The organism is Alkalicoccus daliensis (assembly GCF_900103955.1).
GTDB classification, from domain to species: domain Bacteria; phylum Bacillota; class Bacilli; order Bacillales; family Salisediminibacteriaceae; genus Alkalicoccus; species Alkalicoccus daliensis.
In genome coordinates, this window is record NZ_FNIL01000003.1 from 130,987 (window position 1) to 150,949 (window position 19,963).

Below are 19,963 nucleotides of genomic sequence, written 5' to 3' on the forward strand. Positions count from 1 at the left end.
CTATTGTAACGAAAAAACGAACAGGCTGAAACATTTATGGGTGTGAATCGTAGAAAAGAAGAAAAGAAATTTTAGGGGGAACTACATATGATTCAAATGATATTAATAATTATGCTTGGGGCACTTACTTTTCTGCCGCTCCAGCAGACCTGGTGGCAGAGAAAAGATTTTAAAATCTGGATCCCAGCCCGTTATTTTCTCGGGCTGCTTTACGGGGCTTTCCTGTTTTATGCAGGACTGCTGGATCAGACCTGGACACTGATAACTGCAGCCTACGTACCGATTATAGCTGTCTGGCTTATAATTGATAATAGTGTAGTCTACATGCTGGTACGCTCTTTTCGTAAGAAGCAGGCAGCTGCCGGCGCCAGCATCGGTATTGTCGTTTTACTGGTTTCTGTTGTTTTCTTTATGATTCAGCCATTGTTTCTTGCGGACAGCAAGTATGAGATTGCAGGCGGAGAAGAAGTAACAGAAGAGGATCTCAATCCAGTGAATGAAGAGAATATCCCCGTTGTTCCAAGAAGCTATGCAGAATACCGGGCAGATATTATGATGGGACAGCTGGATAACCCAGCCTTTTATAATTTGGGAACTACCCGCATTCAGCGCATGGATGAGTCATTATACTGGATTACTCCAATTGAATATGACGGTTTTTTCCGCTGGGTCAGATCTGATGCGGTGCCGGGATATATTATTGTCAGTGCAGAAAACCCGCGGGAAGATCCGCAGCTGATTGAAGCAGAGATGAACTATGTTCCATCTGCTTTCTTCCACGAAAACTTGGAACGCCATGTCCGGATGGAATATCCTGATGTGGTCATGCTTGACACTACTTTTGAAATAGATGACGAAGGTAATCCTTTCTATATTGTAAATTACGGCCATTTCACTGAATTCCGCCGTGTCGCTGAGGTGGATGGAATTATCACTGTAAATCCTGCTACCGGGGATATGGAACAGTACGAAGCGGCTGACGCTCCTGAATGGGTAAACCGTGTTTATCCTCCTCATATTGCTGAAGAGCGAAATGACTGGTTTGGTATTTATAAGCAGGGAATTATCAATCGCTTCTTTGGCCGGGAAGGCCTGACACAGCCTACCGGATGGGGTTCGGACGATGCTGTTACTGGTATTGTTGATGACAATTTGCAGCTCAGCTGGTTTACAGATCATATGAGACTGCAGAATGAAGGAGAAGAAGGCTCGCGCTCCATGGTAGGCTTTACCATGTTTGATGCAAGGACTGGAGAACTCCGCTACTTCCGGGATGCAAGTGGTTCCTTAAATGGCCGTACGGCGATGGATCTGGCCGAGCGTACCTTCCGCCGTGATGACTACGTAGCCGGAACACCATCTCTTTATAACATTTACGGTACTTACACATGGGTGGTGCCGCTGATGGACCGCAACTCTGTCCTTCGGGAAATTATGCTCGTAAACGCCCGTGATGAAAATATTTACGGTTATGGAGAAACAAAGCAGGAAGCTTTTAATGCTTATCAGCTGGAGCTTTCCTCCAGCACTGATGAAGATGTAGTTCCCGGGGAATTTACCGACCTAATCGAAGATACTTTTACAGTGCAGCGTGTGTATCATTGGGACAGAGAAGAAAATATCACAGTAAGACTATGGCTGGAAGGGGAAGACAGAATCTTTACTCTGGGGGCCTCCTCCCATCCTACGGCAGTTTTCATTGAGCCAGGAGATGAAATTACAATTTCCTATATGGACAACAATGAAAGTGTACAGCCAATTGAAGAACTTGAATTTGATGTTTCTCAGTAATTTATATTATTAAAAACGACGGGATCGGCTGATTACAGCCGATCCCGTTTTTATATATAGAATTGAATTTTAATAGTCAAACCTGAAAAGTGACTTCTTACCACATAAAACCTTTTCTTTGTCTTATAGCTCAACTGCAATTCGTGATGGTAATCCTAACGGTTTTCACATTTAAATTTCGAGCAGTTCTTCAATCTCCTCTTTTCCTAGGGAAGAAAGCATAGTTTCCCCGGACTGCACTACCCGGTCCAGCAGATTTCTCTTTTTTTCCTGGAGTTCATGAATTTTTTCCTCAATCGTTCCAGTAGTAATCATCTTCGTTACCTGTACCACGCGTTTTTGTCCGAAACGGTATACGCGGTCTGCAGCCTGGTCTTCTACAGCCGGGTTCCACCAGGAATCAAATAAAATCACAGTATCTCCACCTGTTAAGTTAAGACCCGTGCCCCCTGCTTTTAAAGACACCAGAAACATTTCCTTTTCACCTTCGTTAAAACGATCTGCCATATCGAGACGGTCCCTGGCAGGAGTGCTCCCGTCCAGGTAAAAGTAATCCGCACCGCTTTTATCAAATCGTTCTTTCATAATAGAAAGCATTTTTGTGAACTGGCTGAAAACAACAATTCTATGGCCATTTTTTCTTGCTTCGTCTGTATATTCCATCAGCCGCTCCAGTTTGTCGGATCCGCCCTCATAATCCTGTACAAACATTCCCGGATGACAGCAGATCTGCCGCAGTCTTGTTAATCCTGCCAGTATCTGCATGCGGTTTTCCTGCCAGGAATTTCTTTTAATCGCATCCGATGCCTCATTGCGCAGAAGCTGCAGCTGTCCAAGGTACAGCGCTTTTTGTTCCTGCGTCATATCAGTGTATTCCACTGTTTCGAGCTTGTCCGGCAGCTCTGTTAATACTTCCTTCTTCTGCCGGCGAAGTACAAATGGACGAATGCGTTTTGCGATTTCCTGCTCCGGCATATTGCGGAATTTTTCCTTTTGAGGAAACATACCCGGGAGAACGATACGGAAAATAGAATAAAGTTCTTCCAGTGAATTTTCAATCGGCGTCCCGCTTAAAGCATAGCTCGTGCCGCTCTCGATCGCCCGCACTGCTTTTGCTGTTTTTGTAGAAGCATTTTTCACGTACTGTGCTTCATCCAGTATTAATGTGGAAAATCTTCTGCTGTTATATAATGCTTCATCTCTCCGGATCACCGGATAAGAAGTGATGCAGATATCGTAGTGGTGCATTTCTTCAAATTGTTTGTCTCTTTCTGCTTTCGATCCTGTAATAATAATAGATGACAGTCCTGGAGCAAAACGTTCAATTTCTTTTTTCCAGTTATAGATCACACTCGATGGACAAATGATTAATGCAGGGTGCTTCACTTGCTGCCTCTGCAGTTTGCCGGCTAGAAACGTAATTGTCTGAAGCGTTTTACCCAGCCCCATATCATCCGCAAGAATGCCGCCAAAACCATAATAATCGAGGGAAGTCATCCACTGATAACCTGTTTTCTGATAATCGCGAAGATCTGCTTCTATTCCTTCAGGCATAGCAAAATCCTGCTCTTCCGGCTCCAGCAGCCTCGTCAGCAGCTGTTTAAATTCAGTACTTTTCCGCAGGTTCACAGCAGCAGACTCCTCCAGCTGAAAAGCACGATAGAGCGGAAGCTGCATATCTTCTGTAATATCCCTTTCCTTCAGTTCCAGTTCCTCCACAAGCGACCTGACTCCTTCAAAAGCTTTCCCCTGCAATGGTACAAATGCTCCGGAGTCTAATTGAAAATAATCCTCTTTTCGCGTAAGAGCCTTCATCATATTTGTAACTTCGTTTTCGGAAATACCTTCAAAATCAAATGCGACATCCATCCAGCCGCCTTCACTCGACACATTTACTTCCAGCTGAGGCTCACGGGCCGGTTCATAGACGATTTCCTGCAGTGACTGCGGCGCATAAACTTCAAAAGAACGGGAGAGTACAGGGAGCCAGGAAGACATAAAGTATAGAATTTCAGCGAAAGTATCGAGAAAAAGTTCTTCTCCATTAAATTTAAAAGGAGCTTCCTCAATCAGTGCCATTAAGCGATATTCCTGTTTCATATCCCGTACAAGCACCTTTTCTCCTGAAATATTTTCAGAAGCAAAGGGGTTAATTTCTTTTTCCCCATACTGAAAAATAACCTTCCCAGTGACTCTATTGTTCTCATGTTCAAGATAAAGCTTCGGTTTTAAAGGAGTCATATCAATATTCGTTTCAATCGCTTCATCCATTTCCACCTGGCCTACTTCTTTCAACTGGGGAAGAAGTACAGAGGCCAGAGATTCCATATGTTCTTCACTAAATGAGAGCTTTGAGGCTTCTTCCAGCGCAAGCGTATAATAAAGCGTATGAAGAATTCTTAACTTTTCTCCTTCTGTGCAAAAGAACTTTCCTTTGTAAAAGCAAAATTTAGAAGCTGGCCCCAGATAAATAAGTTCGTGTGCCTCCGGCCAGTGAAGCTGATACAGTTTTTCCTGTTCTCTTGTCACCATAAATGTAAATGGTTTTTCCATTGTCTGTATTTCTACAGTTTCAAACTGGCGTACCTGGTCATCTATGATTGTATTCAGTTCACTCAGCTGCTCCAGAAAAGAAACCTGATAGGCAGCCGGTATTTCAAAAGATCGCTTTGCTTCTGATTTATTTTGAAAATATGCAGAATGCATCATCTGTACTTCCATCAGCTCCTTGATTCTTTGGAGCATTGCCATGTCTTTCTCTGCAAAAACATGATCCGCTGGGTGATACGTAAATAATTTAGTGAATCTTAATGACTCTCCAGTTTCCAAAGCATAAAGAAATTCCAGCACGTCTTTCACAATATAAAAGCGTCCAGGACCAATTTTCAGTTCAATTTCCAGAGAACCTGGAATGTTTTCGTAATAAGAAGGATACAGCTTAACTACATACTGTACCTGCAGAATTTCTTTGCCTTCTGCAGGTTCATATGCCTGATCCGGAATATACAGGGATTCAAAAGAATGAAGAATCTGGTTCATTCTGTCTGTTTCTCTCCGGGAAAGGAGTCCCTGCGGTGCCAGCTGAAATGAGTCGTCCCGCTCCATCAGCCAGGCGACAATATTGTACTCTCCCATTTGCAGAAGCGCAGATAATACGTGAACACATTTTTTATCTCCTCTGCCGCAGGAGCATGAAGTATTCACTATGTTCAGCTGTAAATCCGGTTCTATGTCCACCATAAATCTTTGATTATACCGTTCTACATAAACACGGAAATGCTTTTTCTCAAAATCCCATAACAATTCTTTGACACTGCCTTCATCTTTATATACACGAGCAATTTTTATTTGCTCGGCTGCATGCAGGTCCTGCATAAGTTCTCGTTCACTCAGCTCATCCAAACGCACGGAACATCCTCCTTTTTTCGCACAAAACAGTCTATCCTTCATCATATCAAACTTTTCCTTCCGAGACGAATAGAAGACTTAAATTCCTGCAGAAGAAGGAGATTCTTTTTCCGTCTTTCAAATTAATAAACATACACATGATTGTCGTAAAAAGGATATATTCTAAAAAGAACGGCCTGGCAAAATACTAAAATTTAAGAGAGGTTTATATATAACCAAAAATAAAGAGTGCCTGTTTGCAGGCACTCTTTCTTCTTCCTTATTCAGGTCTTTCTAATTCGAAAACCTTGCCTAGCTTGGCGTATTTTTTTCCGCCAAGCCTTGCGACAGGTTTTACTTTTTCCGTTTGAATACTGCCGTCTTTCACCACTTTATCATCCGCGGAATAGCTTACGATACGTCCGATAATTACATCTGTCGCTCCCTCTTCCCCTTCAAAAACAAGATGCTGCTCCAGTTTACATTCTAAGCGCACCTGGCTTTCTTTCAGAGAAGGAACTCCGACAACGCTGCTTACCATGGGAGAAAGCTTTGTGTGCTCTACTTCGCTTTCTTCCGGCTGTAAATTTGCAGAGCTTTCGTTTACCTGCTTAATATTATCTTCATCCGCTACATGAATTACAAATTCTTCTGTCTGCAGAATGTTTTTAGCAGTATCCTTCTGCCTTTCAGCTTTTCTTCCTATTGAAACTGAAACGAGCGGAGGGTCTGCAGAAATAATATTAAAATAGCTGAACGGAGCAGCATTTAACACGCCCACGTCCGAGATAGAAGTAATAAAAGCAATGGGACGGGGTGTGACGATCGAAGTCAGCAATCGGTAATTTTCTTTTTTACTTAACGTTTTTGGATCAAATTCCGCCATCGTTACACTCCTTTATTAGCTTCATAAAATTTATGCGCTTCCTCTACCTCGTCTCTCGTAAGCTGATGTCCCTGATCTGCCCAATACAGTTTCACTTCAGCATTCGCACTTTCCAGATGCTCGTGAAGTTCCTTAGTTTCCTCCGGAGGACAAATAGGATCATTGGAACCTGCTCCAATAAATACCGGCAGACCGCTCATGTCAGGTAAGTCCATTCCGCGCCTTGGTACCATGGGGTGGAAAAGATAAGCCTGTTTGAATGGTTTTTCATAATGATATAAAATGCTTGCTGCAATATTGGCTCCATTGGAATACCCGACTGCGGTTACATTATTTCTGTCAAAACCATGTTCCTCTGCAGCTTCTTCAATAAATTGATGAAGCTCTCCGGTACGGAAAATAAGATCCTCTTCATCAAACACGCCTTCGGCAAGCCTGCGGAAAAATCTATTCATTCCATTTTCATCAACATTGCCTCTTACCCCCAATACAGCTGCGTCAGGATCAATCATTTCTGCAAGCGGCAGCAGATCTTCTTCATTTCCTCCTGTGCCGTGCAGCAGAAGTAATGTTTCACTGCTGTTATTTTTTGCTGGATGAAAAATATGCTTCATACCAAAATCACTCCCTTTTATTATTTTCACTATCAAAAAGTAAGTCCTATTCTAGTATATCCCCCACTCTTCCTAATGTGCAAACATGAAATATTTATTAATTAGTGATTTATATGAGCAAAATTGTTTGTGCTGCAGATGCCGGTATTGTAATATCGGTTTGAAAGCGATTACAAAAAGGAGGGGAATATGATGGCAGAAGCTAAAGAAACACTTTTAGTAAACGAGTTTGTGGATGGTATACTTGATCCGGAAAAAACAATGCTTGGCCCTGTAAAAAATGGCGGCCATATTGTAGCAAATACTGCACCCGGATGCTGGGGGCCGATGATTACTCCCTGTTTAAAAGGCGGTCACGAAGTTACCAGGCCTGTCTATGTAGAAGGGGCAGAAGTCGGAGATACGATTGCCATCCGCATTAAATCAATCCGTGTCACTTCAATTGCTACTGCTTCAGGAAATGACGCTCCTGTAGAGGGTCGATTTGTCGGTGACCCTTTCGTAGCGGTAAAATGTCCTGAATGCGGCACCATGCACCCGGAAACGGAAATAAAAGGCATTGGAAATGCAGCCATCCGTTGTAAAAACTGCGGTGCTGATGTAACACCCTTTGAATTTACAAAAGCATATACCATGACTTTTAATGTTGAAAAAAATATTGGAATTACGCTGGATAAGGAAGGTGCGGAAAAAACGGCCGTATCCGGACACCACTACATGGCTACTCCGGAACATTCTGTGCAGAACCCTATCGTAACTTTTGCGCCACACGATATGATAGGGACGATCGCCCGGCTGCGTCCGTTTTTGGGACAGCTTGGCACTACTCCTTCCAGGGCCATTCCAGACTCACACAACGCTGGAGATTTCGGATCTTTTCTTATCGGGGCTCCACATGAATTTGCGCTGACAAAAGAAGAGCTGGAAGACAGAACAGATGGACATATGGATATCAACCGCGCAAGGGAAGGCGCAGTCGTTCTTTGTCCTGTGAAAGTCCCCGGAGGCGGGGTGTATCTGGGAGATATGCATGCGATGCAGGGAGACGGAGAAATTGCCGGGCATACTACAGATGTAGCAGGGATCGTGACACTTCAGGTAGAGGTAATTAAAAACCTTTCCATTGATGGGCCGATTCTGCTGCCTGTGAAGGAAGATCTCCCCTATCTTGCCCGTCCCATCACCAAAAAAGAGCGCAGTGATGCGGAACGCCTTGCAGCCCAGTGGAACATGAAAAATAAACTGGAGCGGTCTTTACCGCTGTCTTTTGTCGGTACCGGCGCTGATTTAAACGAAGCTACTTCAAACGGGATGGAAAGAGCTGCAGCACTTCTCGGAATTACCGTACCTGAAGTAATGAACAGAGCCACAGTCACAGGATCCATTGAAATCGGCAGACATCCAGGTGTTATTACGGTTACTTTTCTCGTACCGGTGGAAATGCTCCGGCAGCAAAAACTGGAACAGTTTGCAATCGAACAGTATGGTGAAATCGAATAAGTGTTCTTATCTGCTTCTTTCTTCACATTGTCACCGGCGGGTAACTCCTGTAAACTGAAGAAAGATATTTACAAGAAGGAATGGTGGCATAACATGTTAGCAGAAGCTCAGCAAAAGCTGAAGGAACATTATGGACATGAAGCTTTCCGTCCTGGACAGCAGCGTGTACTGGAGCGGGTGTTTCAACAAGAAAATACGATGGGCATGATGCCTACAGGCGGCGGGAAGTCAGTGTGTTACCAGATCCCGTCGCTTCTTCTGTCCGGTATTACTGTGGTCGTTTCCCCGCTTATTTCCTTAATGAAGGACCAAGTGGATGAATTAAAAGAAGCGGGAATCAGTGCTACTTTTATTAACAGCAGCTTATCTGCGGAAGAAACAGGTGCCAGAATGGATGAGATTCGTCTCGGACTCCAGAAGCTCGTCTACGTAGCTCCGGAACGTCTCGAAGCCCCCAGCTTTATGAGAATGCTCCAAAGGCTGCCTGTTTCTCTGATTGCTGTAGACGAAGCGCACTGCCTTTCGCAGTGGGGACATGATTTTCGCCCCAGCTATATGCGCATCCCTGAGCTGATTTCCTCCCTTCCTGAAAAACCAGTGGTACTCGCACTTACAGCAACAGCCACACCGGAAGTGGCTGACGATATCTGCCGTGCACTGGATATTAAAAATGAGAACGTGATCCGCACGGGATTTGCGAGAGAAAACCTTTCCTTTCATGTGGTAAAAGGAGCAGACCGGGACCGTTATATCACGGATTATATCGAAAGAGATCCTGAAGCTTCCGGCATTATTTACTGTGCTACCCGGAAAGAAGTGGAACGTATGTATGAAACCCTGAAGCGGAAAAATATCTCTGTCGGTAAATATCACGGCGGGATGTCCCAGGAAGCGCGGCGAGAAATGCAGGAACACTTTGTGTATGATGTAACGAAAGTGATGGTGGCAACCAATGCCTTTGGAATGGGCATAAATAAATCCAACGTCCGCTTTGTATTTCACCGGAATATGCCAAGAAATGTAGAAAGCTATTATCAGGAAGCAGGCCGAGCCGGACGGGACGGGGCGCCAAGTGACTGCATCCTCTTATTTTCCCCGCAGGACGTGCAGATTCAGCAGTTTCTGATTGACCAGTCCCAAATGAATGAGGAACGGAAACAGCAGGAATATGAAAAGCTCCAGGTAATGATGCACTACTGTCATACTGAAAATTGTTTGCAGCAGTATATGCTTCACTATTTTGGAGACAAAGTAACAGAAGTCTGCGGACGGTGTTCGGAATGCGTAGATGAAAGAGAGCTTGAAGATATTACAAAAGAAGCGCAGATGGTGTTTTCCTGTATTAAAAGAATGGGAGAACGATTTGGAAAAACGATGGTGGCACAGGTGCTTACCGGATCTGCCAATAAGAAAGTGAAAGATATGCGGTTCCATCAGCTTTCCACTTTCGGCCTGCTGAAGAAGCGCACCCAGAAAGATGTAGCACAGCTTATTGATTTTCTCGCTGCTTCCGAATATTTAAAGCTGAGCGGTGGCGGATATCCTGTTTTACAGCTTACCGAGCACGTGATCCCTGTATTAAAAGGAGAAAAAAGCGTTACTCGTAAAACCATCAAACGTCCTGCGAAGGTCACTGCGGATCATCCATTATTTGGTGTGTTAAGAGAGCTGCGTACTTCTCTGGCAAAAGAACACGGAGTTGCTCCATATATGATTTTCTCAGATCAGACCCTCCATGACATGTGCCGCAGACTTCCGGATAATGAAACGGAAATGCTTGCGGTAAAAGGAGTGGGCCGCAATAAAATGGATACATACGGGGGCGTGTTTCTGCAGGCCGTCCAGCAGTATCTCTCTGATCATCCGCAGACAGAGTCAGAGATATCGGAAAGCAGCAATAAAGAAAAAAGCTATAAGGAAACCGCCCGCCTGTTCCTCGCTGGTTATGATATTGAACGTATCTGTGAAGAGCGCGGCATTAAAGAAGTGACGGTGAAGAATCATTTATTTGAAGCACTCGAGGACGGAATCGAGCTGGACCTGGAGTCCCTCATCGATACCGCTCATATCCCGGAAGTGGAAGCTGCGATTGATAAGGTAGGATTGGAAAACGGATTAAAGCCACTGAAGGAATCTCTTTCTGATGAAGTTGATTACTTCACCATTAAGCTTGTGGTAAATGACTATGTATCCTAACAAAATCTGCATCGCTTTCACCTGTATGCAGAAAGCTTTTCCTACGTGACATTATTAAGGAGCCTGATTCTTTTTTGAATCAGGCTCCTCTTTTAAATATATAAGTACTACTTTTTATTAGAGAACGGACAGCTTGTGATGCCCGGAGAATCCCGGTAACGAAAACAGGGAGATTTTTCTTCTGCATCATATTCCTGATGAAAAATATGCGTAGCTGCCGGAGAAACAGGGGGAATCAGCCACGTCCAGTCGCCAGTTATCTCTCTGCCTTTTCTTTCTTCCCTTTCGCAGAATATCCGGAACTGCTCCGCGGCTGTATGATGATCTACCAGGCTGACTCCCTCTTCCTGAAAAGAATAAATCACCGCACGGTTTAATTCCACCAATGCTCTGTCTTTCCAAAGAGAGGTTGCCTTGGACACATCGAGCCCTAAACAGACAGCCACCTCCCGTAACTTATTGTAGCGGAAATCATCAGCTAAATTTCTGGCTCCGATTTCTGTCCCCATATACCAGCCGTTAAAAGGAGCTGCAGGATAAATAATACCTCCGATTTCAAGTTCCATATCACTGATTACAGGTACCGCATACCATTGCAGTCCAAGCTTTTCAAATCCAGCTTCTTCCGGATGCCGCAGTCTTATCTCTCTTATTGCTGTCATGTTTTTCAGCTCAAATAAATGTACTTTCTCTTCCGCATCTTCTATAAGTAACGGGAGTATGTCAAAATCACCTCCGGCAGCCTTCCATCCCTGCTGCAGGGCATGATGAGTCATGTGAATCGAAGCAGGGTCCCCTCGCCCATCCTTATAGCCTGCATAACGTATCAGCTGATGGTTTAAAAACCGGACTGGATCTTTCCCCTCCGGCGTACGCGGAGGGAAAATGGTAATAGTGGAGCGGATCTTTCCCTCGTTTTCTGCAAACTCCAGATGACGCTTTGCTGCGATAGCAACCTGTGCCGGGTCTGCTGTATTTCTTTCATCAAATACAGTGAGTGTTTCCCAGAACAGTCTTCCGATACATTTATTTGCGTTTCTCCAGGCAAGTTTTGCTCCATATGTTAATTCTTCCACTGTGTGAGTATACATAGCTGTTTCGTTTATTTCTTTATTAATTTCATATAAACGAAGCGCTGTTTCATCCTTTGTCCTGCCCCATTCGCTGTAGCATAAAGTGATGAATTCCTCCGCCTGTTTCATCAGAGTCTTCAAGCCGGCATCTCCTTTCACTGTTCCAATTGTGCCTAAGTATGATACTATAGGGAACAAAGAAGAAAGCGCAAGCGTATACATCTTTGTTCACAAATATATCAAGATTTACCACTAGGGGTGCATCCTGCTGAGACAGACATTTGTCTGATCCCTTCGAACCTGATCTGGTTGATACCAGCGTAGGAAAGTGGAACGTGAATTCTGGTCGTTCCCTGTTATCTCAGCAGCGGAACGTTTTTTTATTTACTCGGTCTGCGGCAGCCCTTTTCCCCGGGGTACATGAGGAATTCTTCAATTTTTCGTTTGCATAAATGCATCCCTTTCCTTTTGCTGGCATCTATACTTAATTAATTAGAAAGGGTGATTCTGTTGCTTAAAGTAGCAGCTATGAGAGAAAGTATAAAAGAAAACTCCCCATTGATTCATAATATAACGAATGTCGTTGTGACGAATTTTACTGCCAACGGGCTGTACGCTTTAGGGGCAAGTCCGGTCATGGCGTATGCTATGGAAGAAGTAGAAGACATGGCAAAAATTGCGAAAGCACTTGTTCTTAATATCGGGACGCTGACCCGTGAAACAAATGAAGCAATGTTAGCTGCAGGTCGTACAGCGAATGCCCACGGGGTTCCTGTTGTGCTCGACCCTGTAGGAGCCGGAGCTACTCCATTCAGAACGGAATCTGCGAAAATGCTCTTAAATGAACTGCAGATTGCAGTGATCAGAGGCAATGCCGGTGAGATTGCTAATTTATCTGATTCCCCCGTCCCTATGCAGGGAGTGGATTCCAGGTTTTCTTCCGAGAATGAAAAAGAACTTGCCGTGCAGGTAGCGAAAGAATGGAATACAGTTGTCTGTATGACAGGAGAAAACGATATTATTACAGATGGAGAGACGCACTATGTAGTATCCAACGGGGATAAAATGCTTACGAAAGTTACCGGGGCCGGCTGCCTGCTGAGCTCGGTCACCGGTGCATTTCTAACATTGGAAGAATCTCCTCTTGATGCAGCAGCTGCTGCGTGTATCTATTATGGTATAGCTGCAGAGAAAGCTGCTTCCAGGCAGCACCTTCCCGGTCCGGGCCACTTTCAAATGAACTTTTTAGACATGCTTGACGAACTGACTGAAGCAGAAATAAAAACCTATATGAAATTTAAAAAGGAGGAGATCGAATGATTAGAGCATTAACAATTGCAGGATCAGACAGCGGCGGAGGCGCCGGTATTCAAGCCGATCTTAAAACGTTTCAGGAATTAGATGTATATGGGATGAGTGCAATTACAGCACTAACAGCGCAGAACACGCTTGGAGTGCAGGGGGTTTTTCCTGCATCCGCAGAAGCTCTCCGTGCACAGATAAGTTCAGTGCTGGACGACATCGGAACAGATGCTGTGAAAACAGGCATGCTCGTGGATGAAGAACGGATTAATGTTGTTGCAGAATTTGCCCAGGATGGAAAGCTTCCTAAATTTATCCTCGATCCGGTAATGATAGCAACTTCGGGTGCCGAACTGCTTGACCCTTCTGCCAAAGAAGCGTTAATGAATAAATTATTTCCTTATGCAGCGCTGATAACGCCGAATATTCCGGAAGCAGAGGCAATTACAGGAATTGAAGCCAACTCATTAAAATCCCGGAAAGATATAGCAAAAACGATTTTATCCTACGGAGCAGAAGCCGTGCTGCTAAAAGGTGGACATGAAGAAGGAACGGATACGATTACTGATATTTATTATGATGGTGCGGAATTCCGCTATTATACCGTTCCGAAAATTAATACTGTGCATACGCACGGCACAGGATGCACCTATGCTGCTGCAATAACCGCTTATTCTGCAGCTAATAAAGAAATGAAAGATGCCATTTATGCTGCTAAATGCTTTATTCACCAGGCCATTATGGAAGCTTCCCCAATCGGCGGCGGAGATGGGCCCGTTCACCATGCTGCACACCGGACAGCGGAAAAGCCTCCAATTTTTACAGAGGTGGAGCAAGGATGACTTCGCTTTTCACAAGAGATAAACTGGCAGTATATTTTATTGCAGGCTCCCAGGATACAGCCCGCCCACTTCGGGAAGTTGTATTTGAAGCTCTGCGCGGCGGCGTAACAATATTCCAGCTCCGGGAAAAAGGAGAAGGCAGTTTACAGCAGGAAAATGAACGACTGGAACTGGCTCTTCAAATGAAAGAGCTGTGTGACAGTTTTCATGTCCCTTTAATAATCAATGATGACGTAGAGCTTGCGCTCCAATGTAACGCGGATGGCCTTCATATTGGCCAGGAAGATATGGATCCGGAAGAAGCAAGAAAAAAAATGGGAGACAATAAAATTCTGGGGGTTTCGGCATATACAGTGGCTGAAGCAAGGTCAGCAGGAAAATACGCAGATTATATTGGAGTTGGACCGATGTATGAGACACAATCAAAAGCGGATGCAAAATCAGCTGTAGGCCCTTCCCGCATAAAGATGATGCGGGAGGAAGGGATCCAGACGCCAATCGTAGCCATAGGCGGCATCCGCACTGATCATGTTTCGAGCATTCTGCAGGCAGGTGCAGATGGTGTATCCGTAATCTCTGCAATTGCCCGGGCAGAGGCGCCGGAGAGCGCAGCGGTGGAATTTGTCAGAGAAACAAAAAAATTCACTGCTGCCAATTAACCACTGATATAACGCTGATACAGAGCCAATGCTTTTGATTTTTGATTGGTATCATGGATCAGCGCTCTTCCATCATGAAAGATAACTACACGATGTCCTTCCAGTTCCACCTGCAGCACATGCTCGTTTGCTTTCGGTGCGTAAGGAGACAATCTATCTTTTAATTCATTAAAACGCAGACTTCCAGGCGGCCTGACCTGTACCGTGTTTCTGCCGCACAGGACCGCTGTCTGGGTCTGGCTCGTTTTTTCCAAATAAGGATATTCCGGTGTGGACCCGCAGGAAGGACAATCGTCCTTCTTCAGGCGGTTCACACCTATTTTTCTTGTTTCGTTTGTCCAGACGTCAAACTGAATAAGCTCTTCACGAAGAGCTTCCATGTTCCCTGTCAATAATTTCATCGCCTCTGCCACCTGATAAGAAGCAACTATTTGAACAGCAGGACTGATAACACCGACTGTATCACAAGTATCCCCGCCTGCAGGAACTGCTCCTAAAATACAGTGCATACAGGGCTTTGACCCGGGGAGGACCGTGTAAGATAATCCGTAGCTTGCTACACAAGCCCCGTAAATCCACGGAATCTTATATTTTTGTGATGCATCATTAATCATCATTCTCGTTTCAAAATTATCCAGTGCGTCAATAATTAAGTCAGCCTGCTGAAACCGCTCAAATGTTTCAGGAGAGACATCTTCAACAATGCCCTCCACCTTTACTCCACTGTTGATAGCGCGCAGCCTTTTTTGAGCAGCCGCAGCTTTCGGAATCCCTTCATCTGCGTCTGCTTCCGTATACAATTGCTGCCGCTGCAGATTTGAGTACTCAATATAGTCCCGATCCAGTATTGTAATTCTTCCAGCTCCTGCTCTGGTGAGCATTTCTGAAGAGGCGCTTCCAAGAGCTCCGGCACCAATGATCACCACGTGCGCTTCAGATAATTTCTGCTGTCCTGCTTTCCCGATTTTCTGGAAAAGCTCCTGTCTTGAATAACGGTCATTACGAATGGGGGCTCACTCCTTCAACAGGACTGCTTGGCTGTGCATACTGTACTTTTTCAATGCGGCCTGCCAGAAAACCTTTTCTGCCTGCTTCAACTGCTTCCTTCATTGCTTCAGCCATTAACACCGGATTGCCTGCTTTCGCTACTGCAGAATTCATCAGTACCCCGTCTGCACCCAGCTCCATCGCGTAGGCTGCATCAGCAGGACTTCCGAGACCGGCATCTACAATAATCGGTACTGTTGCCTGCTCCACAATCTGCTGTAAATTATATGGGTTGATAATTCCCAGGCCTGAACCAATGGGAGAAGCTGCCGGCATAACAGCATGGACGCCAAGCTCCTGTAATTTTCTCGCCAGAACTACATCATCAGACGTGTAGACGAGCACGGTAAACCCTTCGTCCAGCAGCTGTTCTGATGCTTTGAGTGTTTCAATTGGATCTGGCAGAAGCGTTCGATCGCAGCCGATCACTTCAACTTTAACCATATCACAAAGCCCTGCTGCATAGGCTAATTTTGCTGTCCTTACAGCTTCAGCAGCTGTTTTAGCTCCCGCAGTGTTTGGGAGCAGCTTAAACTTATTAAGATCAATCCCTTCAAACGCATCCTTCGCTCCATCTTCCAAAGAAGTTCTTCGTACTGCAAACGTCAGCACTTCAGACGCTGAAGCTTCCACTGCCTGTTTTTGAATATCAGTATTTTCATACTTTCCTGTTCCTAACAGCAATCTTGATGATAATTCATATTTTCCTATTTTTAACATATTAACCGCCTCCTACAAAGTGTACAATCTCTATTTTGTCCTGCTCTCCAAGTAACGTTTCATCCCATTCTTCTTTCATAAGAATATTACCGTTTTGTTCTACAGCAATTCTGGCATCTTCCAGCTGATACTTTTTTAATAAATCAATTACTGTTACAGTATCTTCCGTTACTGCCCGTGTTTCTCCATTGATAATAATATTCATTTATGAATGCCTCCTCTGTGGATCAAGCAATTGTAATTCCTTGTTTTTGGTTTCCTGCAGCATTTCTTCACTTAATAGTCTGCCGGAAAGACCAGACATGAGAATGCCATTGCGGTAATATCCTGAACTTACATATAACCCCTCTTTCACTTTTCCGGCAAACGGATATCCATCGATACTCTTCGGCCTCACTCCTGCCCAAACTTCATGAATCGGAGCATCTGCCAGTGCAGGTACAATCCGGATTGCTTCCTGAAGTAAATAGGATACTGCGCCGGCAGTTACGGTGGTGGAACAGTCCCCTTCTGTTTCTGTCGCTCCAATAATCAGCCTGCCGTCTCCTTTTGGCACAAGGTATACATCAGGGGTAAATATAGTAGAAGTAAAAGGAAGCACATCCGGCTTTACAGCAACACATTCTCCCTTTACAGGGACAACTCCGGGTACCTCCAGGTTCATCAGTTTTGCAGTTCCCGCAGCGAGTAATAATTTTTTCCCGTAGTAAATCTGCTCCCCCGCAGTAACTTTCCAACCAACATCTTTTTGTTCTATCTTCGTAATCTCTGCATTTTCCACTAAATCTCCCTGCTGCCTTACTGCTTCAATAAGCGCAGCAGTATAGCTCCGCGCATCTACCTGTGCTTCTGCCGGAAAAAAGGCAGCATCAACATTTTCCGTATTCAAGCCCGGGAGCTTTTCCTGAAGATCTGTGCCGGTGAAGTCTGTTACTTCTTCTCCTGCTTGCTGCTGCCTGTGGATTAACTGCTCTAGTTCTTTTTTTTCCTGCTTCGATCTGGCAAATTTCCAGGCACCTTCTCTTCGGTAATAAATATTTTGGTTAGATATCTCTTCCAGTTCTTCCGTGAAAGTTTGAAAATAATTCCTGCATTTCACTGCAAATTGAAACATCTCTGCACTTTGATGCAGTTCCGTCTGCGCCCCCAGCATTCCCGCTGCTGCAAAAGAAGCACCTTTTCCGGCTGCATTTTTATCTATGACTAACACTCGTTCCCCACTTTTTGCAAGATGATAGCCAGTCGACAAACCTGTTACACCTGCACCGGCTATTATTACGTCATACATTCAGTTGCCTCCCTGTTTCCGAAAATTCTGAGCTGCCTGCACAGGATCCTTCTGAAGAAAAACCGCAGAAATTGCTGCTGCTCCTGCAGCACCTGCAGCTCGCACCTCAGGTAATCTTTCCGGAGAAATCCCTCCCACCGCGATAACAGGCAGAGATACCGTTTGTGTAATTTTATTTAATTCATCCGTTCCCGCCCCCATAACTCCTGGCTTTGAAAAAGGAGAATACACCGGACCGAACACAAGGTAGGAGGCCCCTATTTCCTCTGCCCGCTGTGCTGCTGCGAGTGAATGTACAGAAACCCCTCCTTTTTTCAGGGTTACTTTCTGCATTTCGGCTTCCGGATAGTGAAAGAGACCCTGCCAGAAGAAGGAACCTGGAGTCTTGGTATTGACGATTACTTTATCTGTTAAACCATTTCTGTTTGAAAATTCCTGAAGCACGTTCCTTAAATCAGTTTTGGACCAGGAGGGCTCTCTTATATGAAGAAAATCCACGTGCGCCTGTATTTTTACAGCTGTATCCATCCAAGTCTGCGGATTAATACTGCCGGGAGATATCACATGCAGTTCCATAATTACCGCCTTTCCCTCACAAGATCTATTTATACAGCTGACAAAAAGCCGCTCCCTAAAATAGGAAGCGGCTATACTTAACCAATAAACAAACTGCTCTCATCAGTTATATCTCACTTCCCTACGCCAGTACGATCTGGATCAGGTTCTGGGAGTCCCGAAGTAAAACTTCAATCTCAGCCCTTTTAAAAGGCACCTCCAGTGAATCTTGTATGAAATTATATCTTTACTTTAATAGTTTGTGAATGCGTTGTCAATCCCTAGCTATACACTCGTGTGCTTTTCAATTTCACTGTCAAAATATCCTAAATCAGTAAGCTTTAAAGATGGAATGACGGGAAGACACATAAATGACAATGCTGAGAGCGGATTAAAACTGCCAGTAAAGCCAAGCTCTGCAAACCCTTTTTCCACTGTGATTAAATCTTCTACAGCTTCAGCTGCTGGACCGGTTGACATAAGACCAGCTAAACTCAGTGAAAGGCTGGCGATCACGCTGCCTTCTTTTACGAGAACAAGCCCTCCCTGCATTTCATGGACTTTTTCCACCGCAATTTTCATATCTTCATCTCTATATCCTGCAGTCACTATATTGTGCGAATCGTGTGCGACAGTCAGTGCAAATGCTCCTTCTTTAAAAGCAAGACCCCGAATAAACCCGAGACCTATATTGCCGGTGTTTTTATGCCTTTCAATCACAGCAAGCTTCATTGTATCTTTTTCTGCGGAAGCCTCAAATCTGCAGTCTTTTACAGGGAGTTTCACTTCTGCTTTTTTCGTAACAATACTGTTAGGAATATAATCAATACAGAGTGCGGTATCTTTTCCATTTGCGTTAATTTCAAAGGTATTATCTTTTAGTTCCGGTATGACTACTGTATGTGTGAGGCTTTCCGGTACGGGTGCCTGGAGTGTCTCTCCTCCTAAAATATTTCCATGTTGGGCTACTATTTTTCCCTGCTGATATACTTCTTCCACAGTTAACTTTTCAAGATTGTCAACAATAAGAAGATCTGCATCATATCCCGGTGCTACTGCTCCCTTTTCAGTCAGTCCGAAGCATTCTGCTGCATTTATAGTTGCCAGCTGGACTGCTGTAAGTGGGTCCATCCCCTGTTTCACTGCCATGCGTACGCTGGCATCGATACTGCCTTCTTCCATTAAGGCATCCAGATGTTTATCGTCAGTACAAAATAAAAATCTGCGTGAATTAGCTTCGGTCACAGCCGGGAGCAGTGCTTCCAGATCTTTAGCTGCAGAACCTTCCCGGATAATTACATACATTCCTCTGCGGACCCGGTCCTGTGCTTCTTCTGCCGTAGTACATTCATGATCTGTTGTAATTCCTGCTGCCCGATAGAGATTCACCTGATGTTTATCAAAACCTGCGCCATGGCCATCAATATTCGCCAGCTGCCTTTGCGCATCTGTAAGCTTCTGCATCATATCAGGAGAAGTGCCTGCAACAGAAGGATAGTCCATCACTTCCGCCAGGCCGATCACGCGTGGATGCTGATAAAAAGGTCTTAAATCTTCCGCAGTCAATACTGCCCCCGCGTTTTCAAATGGGGTTGCCGGTACACAGGATGGAAGCATAAAATAAGCATTTAACGGTCCTTCTTCAGAATCGTCGAGCATATATTGTATACCTTCGCTTCCTTTCACGTTCGCAATTTCATGCGGGTCTGTAACTATCGTAGTTACGCCTTTCGGCACGACCACATCCGCAAATCTGCTCGGAGAAACCATGGAAGACTCAATATGCACATGCCCATCGATAAATCCCGGCAGCAAGTAGCGTCCCTCCATTTCCACCTCTTCTTTTCCTTCATAGGATCCCAGTCCCGCAATTTTTCCAGCAGTTATTCCAACATCGAGTGTTTCAACCTCTTTCGTAAACACGTTTACAACTTTTGCATTTTTAAAGACGAATTCCGCTTTTTCTTTCTTGTCAGCGGTTTTTATCAGGCGTTTCATTATATCTTTTTCCATATACTCATCTCCTCCAGCACTCTTCTCGTTTCTATGTATTATACGCAAGTAGAGGTCAGACGTCTATGAACAACCTGATTCTCCCCCTTC

The 19,963-nt window shown here is 44.6% G+C and carries 16 protein-coding genes and 2 riboswitches; of the genes, 6 read left to right on the forward strand and 10 right to left on the reverse strand.

The genetic code is table 11. From position 1 onward, the window contains the following. The first annotated feature begins 87 nt into the window (after window positions 1-87). A complete protein-coding gene (locus BLP92_RS07260) occupies window positions 88-1,791 on the forward strand; it encodes a hypothetical protein (RefSeq protein WP_090842068.1) in 1,704 nt (567 codons plus the stop codon). 171 nt (window positions 1,792-1,962) lie between these two features. Here BLP92_RS07260 and BLP92_RS07265 read toward each other — a convergent pair whose 3' ends face one another. The 3 genes from BLP92_RS07265 to BLP92_RS07275 all read right to left on the reverse strand — a co-directional run bounded on the left by BLP92_RS07265 (window position 1,963) and on the right by BLP92_RS07275 (window position 6,678). Further along, entirely contained in the window at window positions 1,963-5,199 is a 3,237-nt protein-coding gene (locus tag BLP92_RS07265) for a DEAD/DEAH box helicase (protein WP_175444208.1), read from the reverse strand. A 259-nt stretch (window positions 5,200-5,458) separates the two neighbouring features. Continuing rightward, complete coding sequence (locus BLP92_RS07270) at window positions 5,459-6,064, reverse strand: flavin reductase family protein (protein WP_090842072.1); 606 nt, start codon at window positions 6,062-6,064, stop codon at window positions 5,459-5,461. Between the two features lie 2 nt (window positions 6,065-6,066). Next, the gene (locus BLP92_RS07275) at window positions 6,067-6,678 is read right to left on the reverse strand and encodes an alpha/beta hydrolase (RefSeq protein ID WP_090842074.1); all 612 of its coding nucleotides are present in this window, start codon (window positions 6,676-6,678) and stop codon (window positions 6,067-6,069) included. Between the two features lie 189 nt (window positions 6,679-6,867). Here BLP92_RS07275 and BLP92_RS07280 point away from each other — a divergent pair, with 189 nt between their 5' ends. Beyond that, window positions 6,868-8,178, forward strand: coding sequence for an acetamidase/formamidase family protein (locus BLP92_RS07280; RefSeq protein WP_090842076.1), 1,311 nt, complete (start codon window positions 6,868-6,870; stop codon window positions 8,176-8,178). A 93-nt stretch (window positions 8,179-8,271) separates the two neighbouring features. Then, window positions 8,272-10,374, forward strand: coding sequence for a DNA helicase RecQ (gene recQ / locus BLP92_RS07285; RefSeq protein ID WP_090842078.1), 2,103 nt, complete (start codon window positions 8,272-8,274; stop codon window positions 10,372-10,374). Between the two features lie 107 nt (window positions 10,375-10,481). On the opposite strand, the gene BLP92_RS07290 is transcribed toward recQ, so the two are convergent. Next, a complete protein-coding gene (locus BLP92_RS07290) occupies window positions 10,482-11,576 on the reverse strand; it encodes a nitric oxide synthase oxygenase (RefSeq protein ID WP_090842389.1) in 1,095 nt (364 codons plus the stop codon). 115 nt (window positions 11,577-11,691) lie between these two features. Beyond that, window positions 11,692-11,791: riboswitch (TPP riboswitch) on the forward strand. Between the two features lie 184 nt (window positions 11,792-11,975). Here BLP92_RS07290 and thiM point away from each other — a divergent pair. From thiM to thiE, 3 genes are read left to right on the forward strand one after another with little or no spacing between them, the layout of a single operon-like run. Further along, a complete protein-coding gene (thiM, locus tag BLP92_RS07295) occupies window positions 11,976-12,767 on the forward strand; it encodes a hydroxyethylthiazole kinase (RefSeq protein WP_090842390.1) in 792 nt (263 codons plus the stop codon). Next, on the forward strand, window positions 12,764-13,591 hold the full coding sequence (gene thiD / locus BLP92_RS07300; protein ID WP_090842080.1) for a bifunctional hydroxymethylpyrimidine kinase/phosphomethylpyrimidine kinase: 828 nt from the start codon (window positions 12,764-12,766) through the stop codon (window positions 13,589-13,591). Before thiM ends, thiD begins: the two co-directional genes overlap by 4 nt. Further along, entirely contained in the window at window positions 13,588-14,250 is a 663-nt protein-coding gene (gene thiE / locus BLP92_RS07305; protein WP_090842082.1) for a thiamine phosphate synthase, read from the forward strand. The genes thiD and thiE overlap by 4 nt, the downstream gene beginning before the upstream one ends. On the opposite strand, the gene BLP92_RS07310 is transcribed toward thiE, so the two are convergent. The 6 genes from BLP92_RS07310 to ade form a co-directional block, all read right to left on the reverse strand. Beyond that, a complete protein-coding gene (locus tag BLP92_RS07310) occupies window positions 14,247-15,257 on the reverse strand; it encodes a ThiF family adenylyltransferase (RefSeq protein WP_090842084.1) in 1,011 nt (336 codons plus the stop codon). The genes thiE and BLP92_RS07310 overlap by 4 nt on opposite strands. Then, window positions 15,250-16,017: a thiazole synthase gene (locus BLP92_RS07315; RefSeq protein WP_090842086.1), complete on the reverse strand. Its 768-nt coding sequence runs from the start codon at window positions 16,015-16,017 to the stop codon at window positions 15,250-15,252. Before BLP92_RS07315 ends, BLP92_RS07310 begins: the two co-directional genes overlap by 8 nt. Before the next feature lies 1 nt (window position 16,018). After that, complete coding sequence (thiS, locus tag BLP92_RS07320; protein ID WP_090842088.1) at window positions 16,019-16,222, reverse strand: sulfur carrier protein ThiS; 204 nt, start codon at window positions 16,220-16,222, stop codon at window positions 16,019-16,021. After that, on the reverse strand, window positions 16,223-17,305 hold the full coding sequence (gene thiO / locus BLP92_RS07325; protein ID WP_090842090.1) for a glycine oxidase ThiO: 1,083 nt from the start codon (window positions 17,303-17,305) through the stop codon (window positions 16,223-16,225). Next, window positions 17,306-17,881, reverse strand: coding sequence for a thiamine phosphate synthase (locus BLP92_RS07330; RefSeq protein ID WP_090842092.1), 576 nt, complete (start codon window positions 17,879-17,881; stop codon window positions 17,306-17,308). 101 nt (window positions 17,882-17,982) lie between these two features. Then, window positions 17,983-18,091, reverse strand: a riboswitch (TPP riboswitch). A gap of 54 nt (window positions 18,092-18,145) precedes the next feature. Beyond that, window positions 18,146-19,873, reverse strand: coding sequence for an adenine deaminase (ade, locus tag BLP92_RS07335; protein WP_090842093.1), 1,728 nt, complete (start codon window positions 19,871-19,873; stop codon window positions 18,146-18,148). Between the last annotated feature and the right edge of the window lie 90 nt (window positions 19,874-19,963).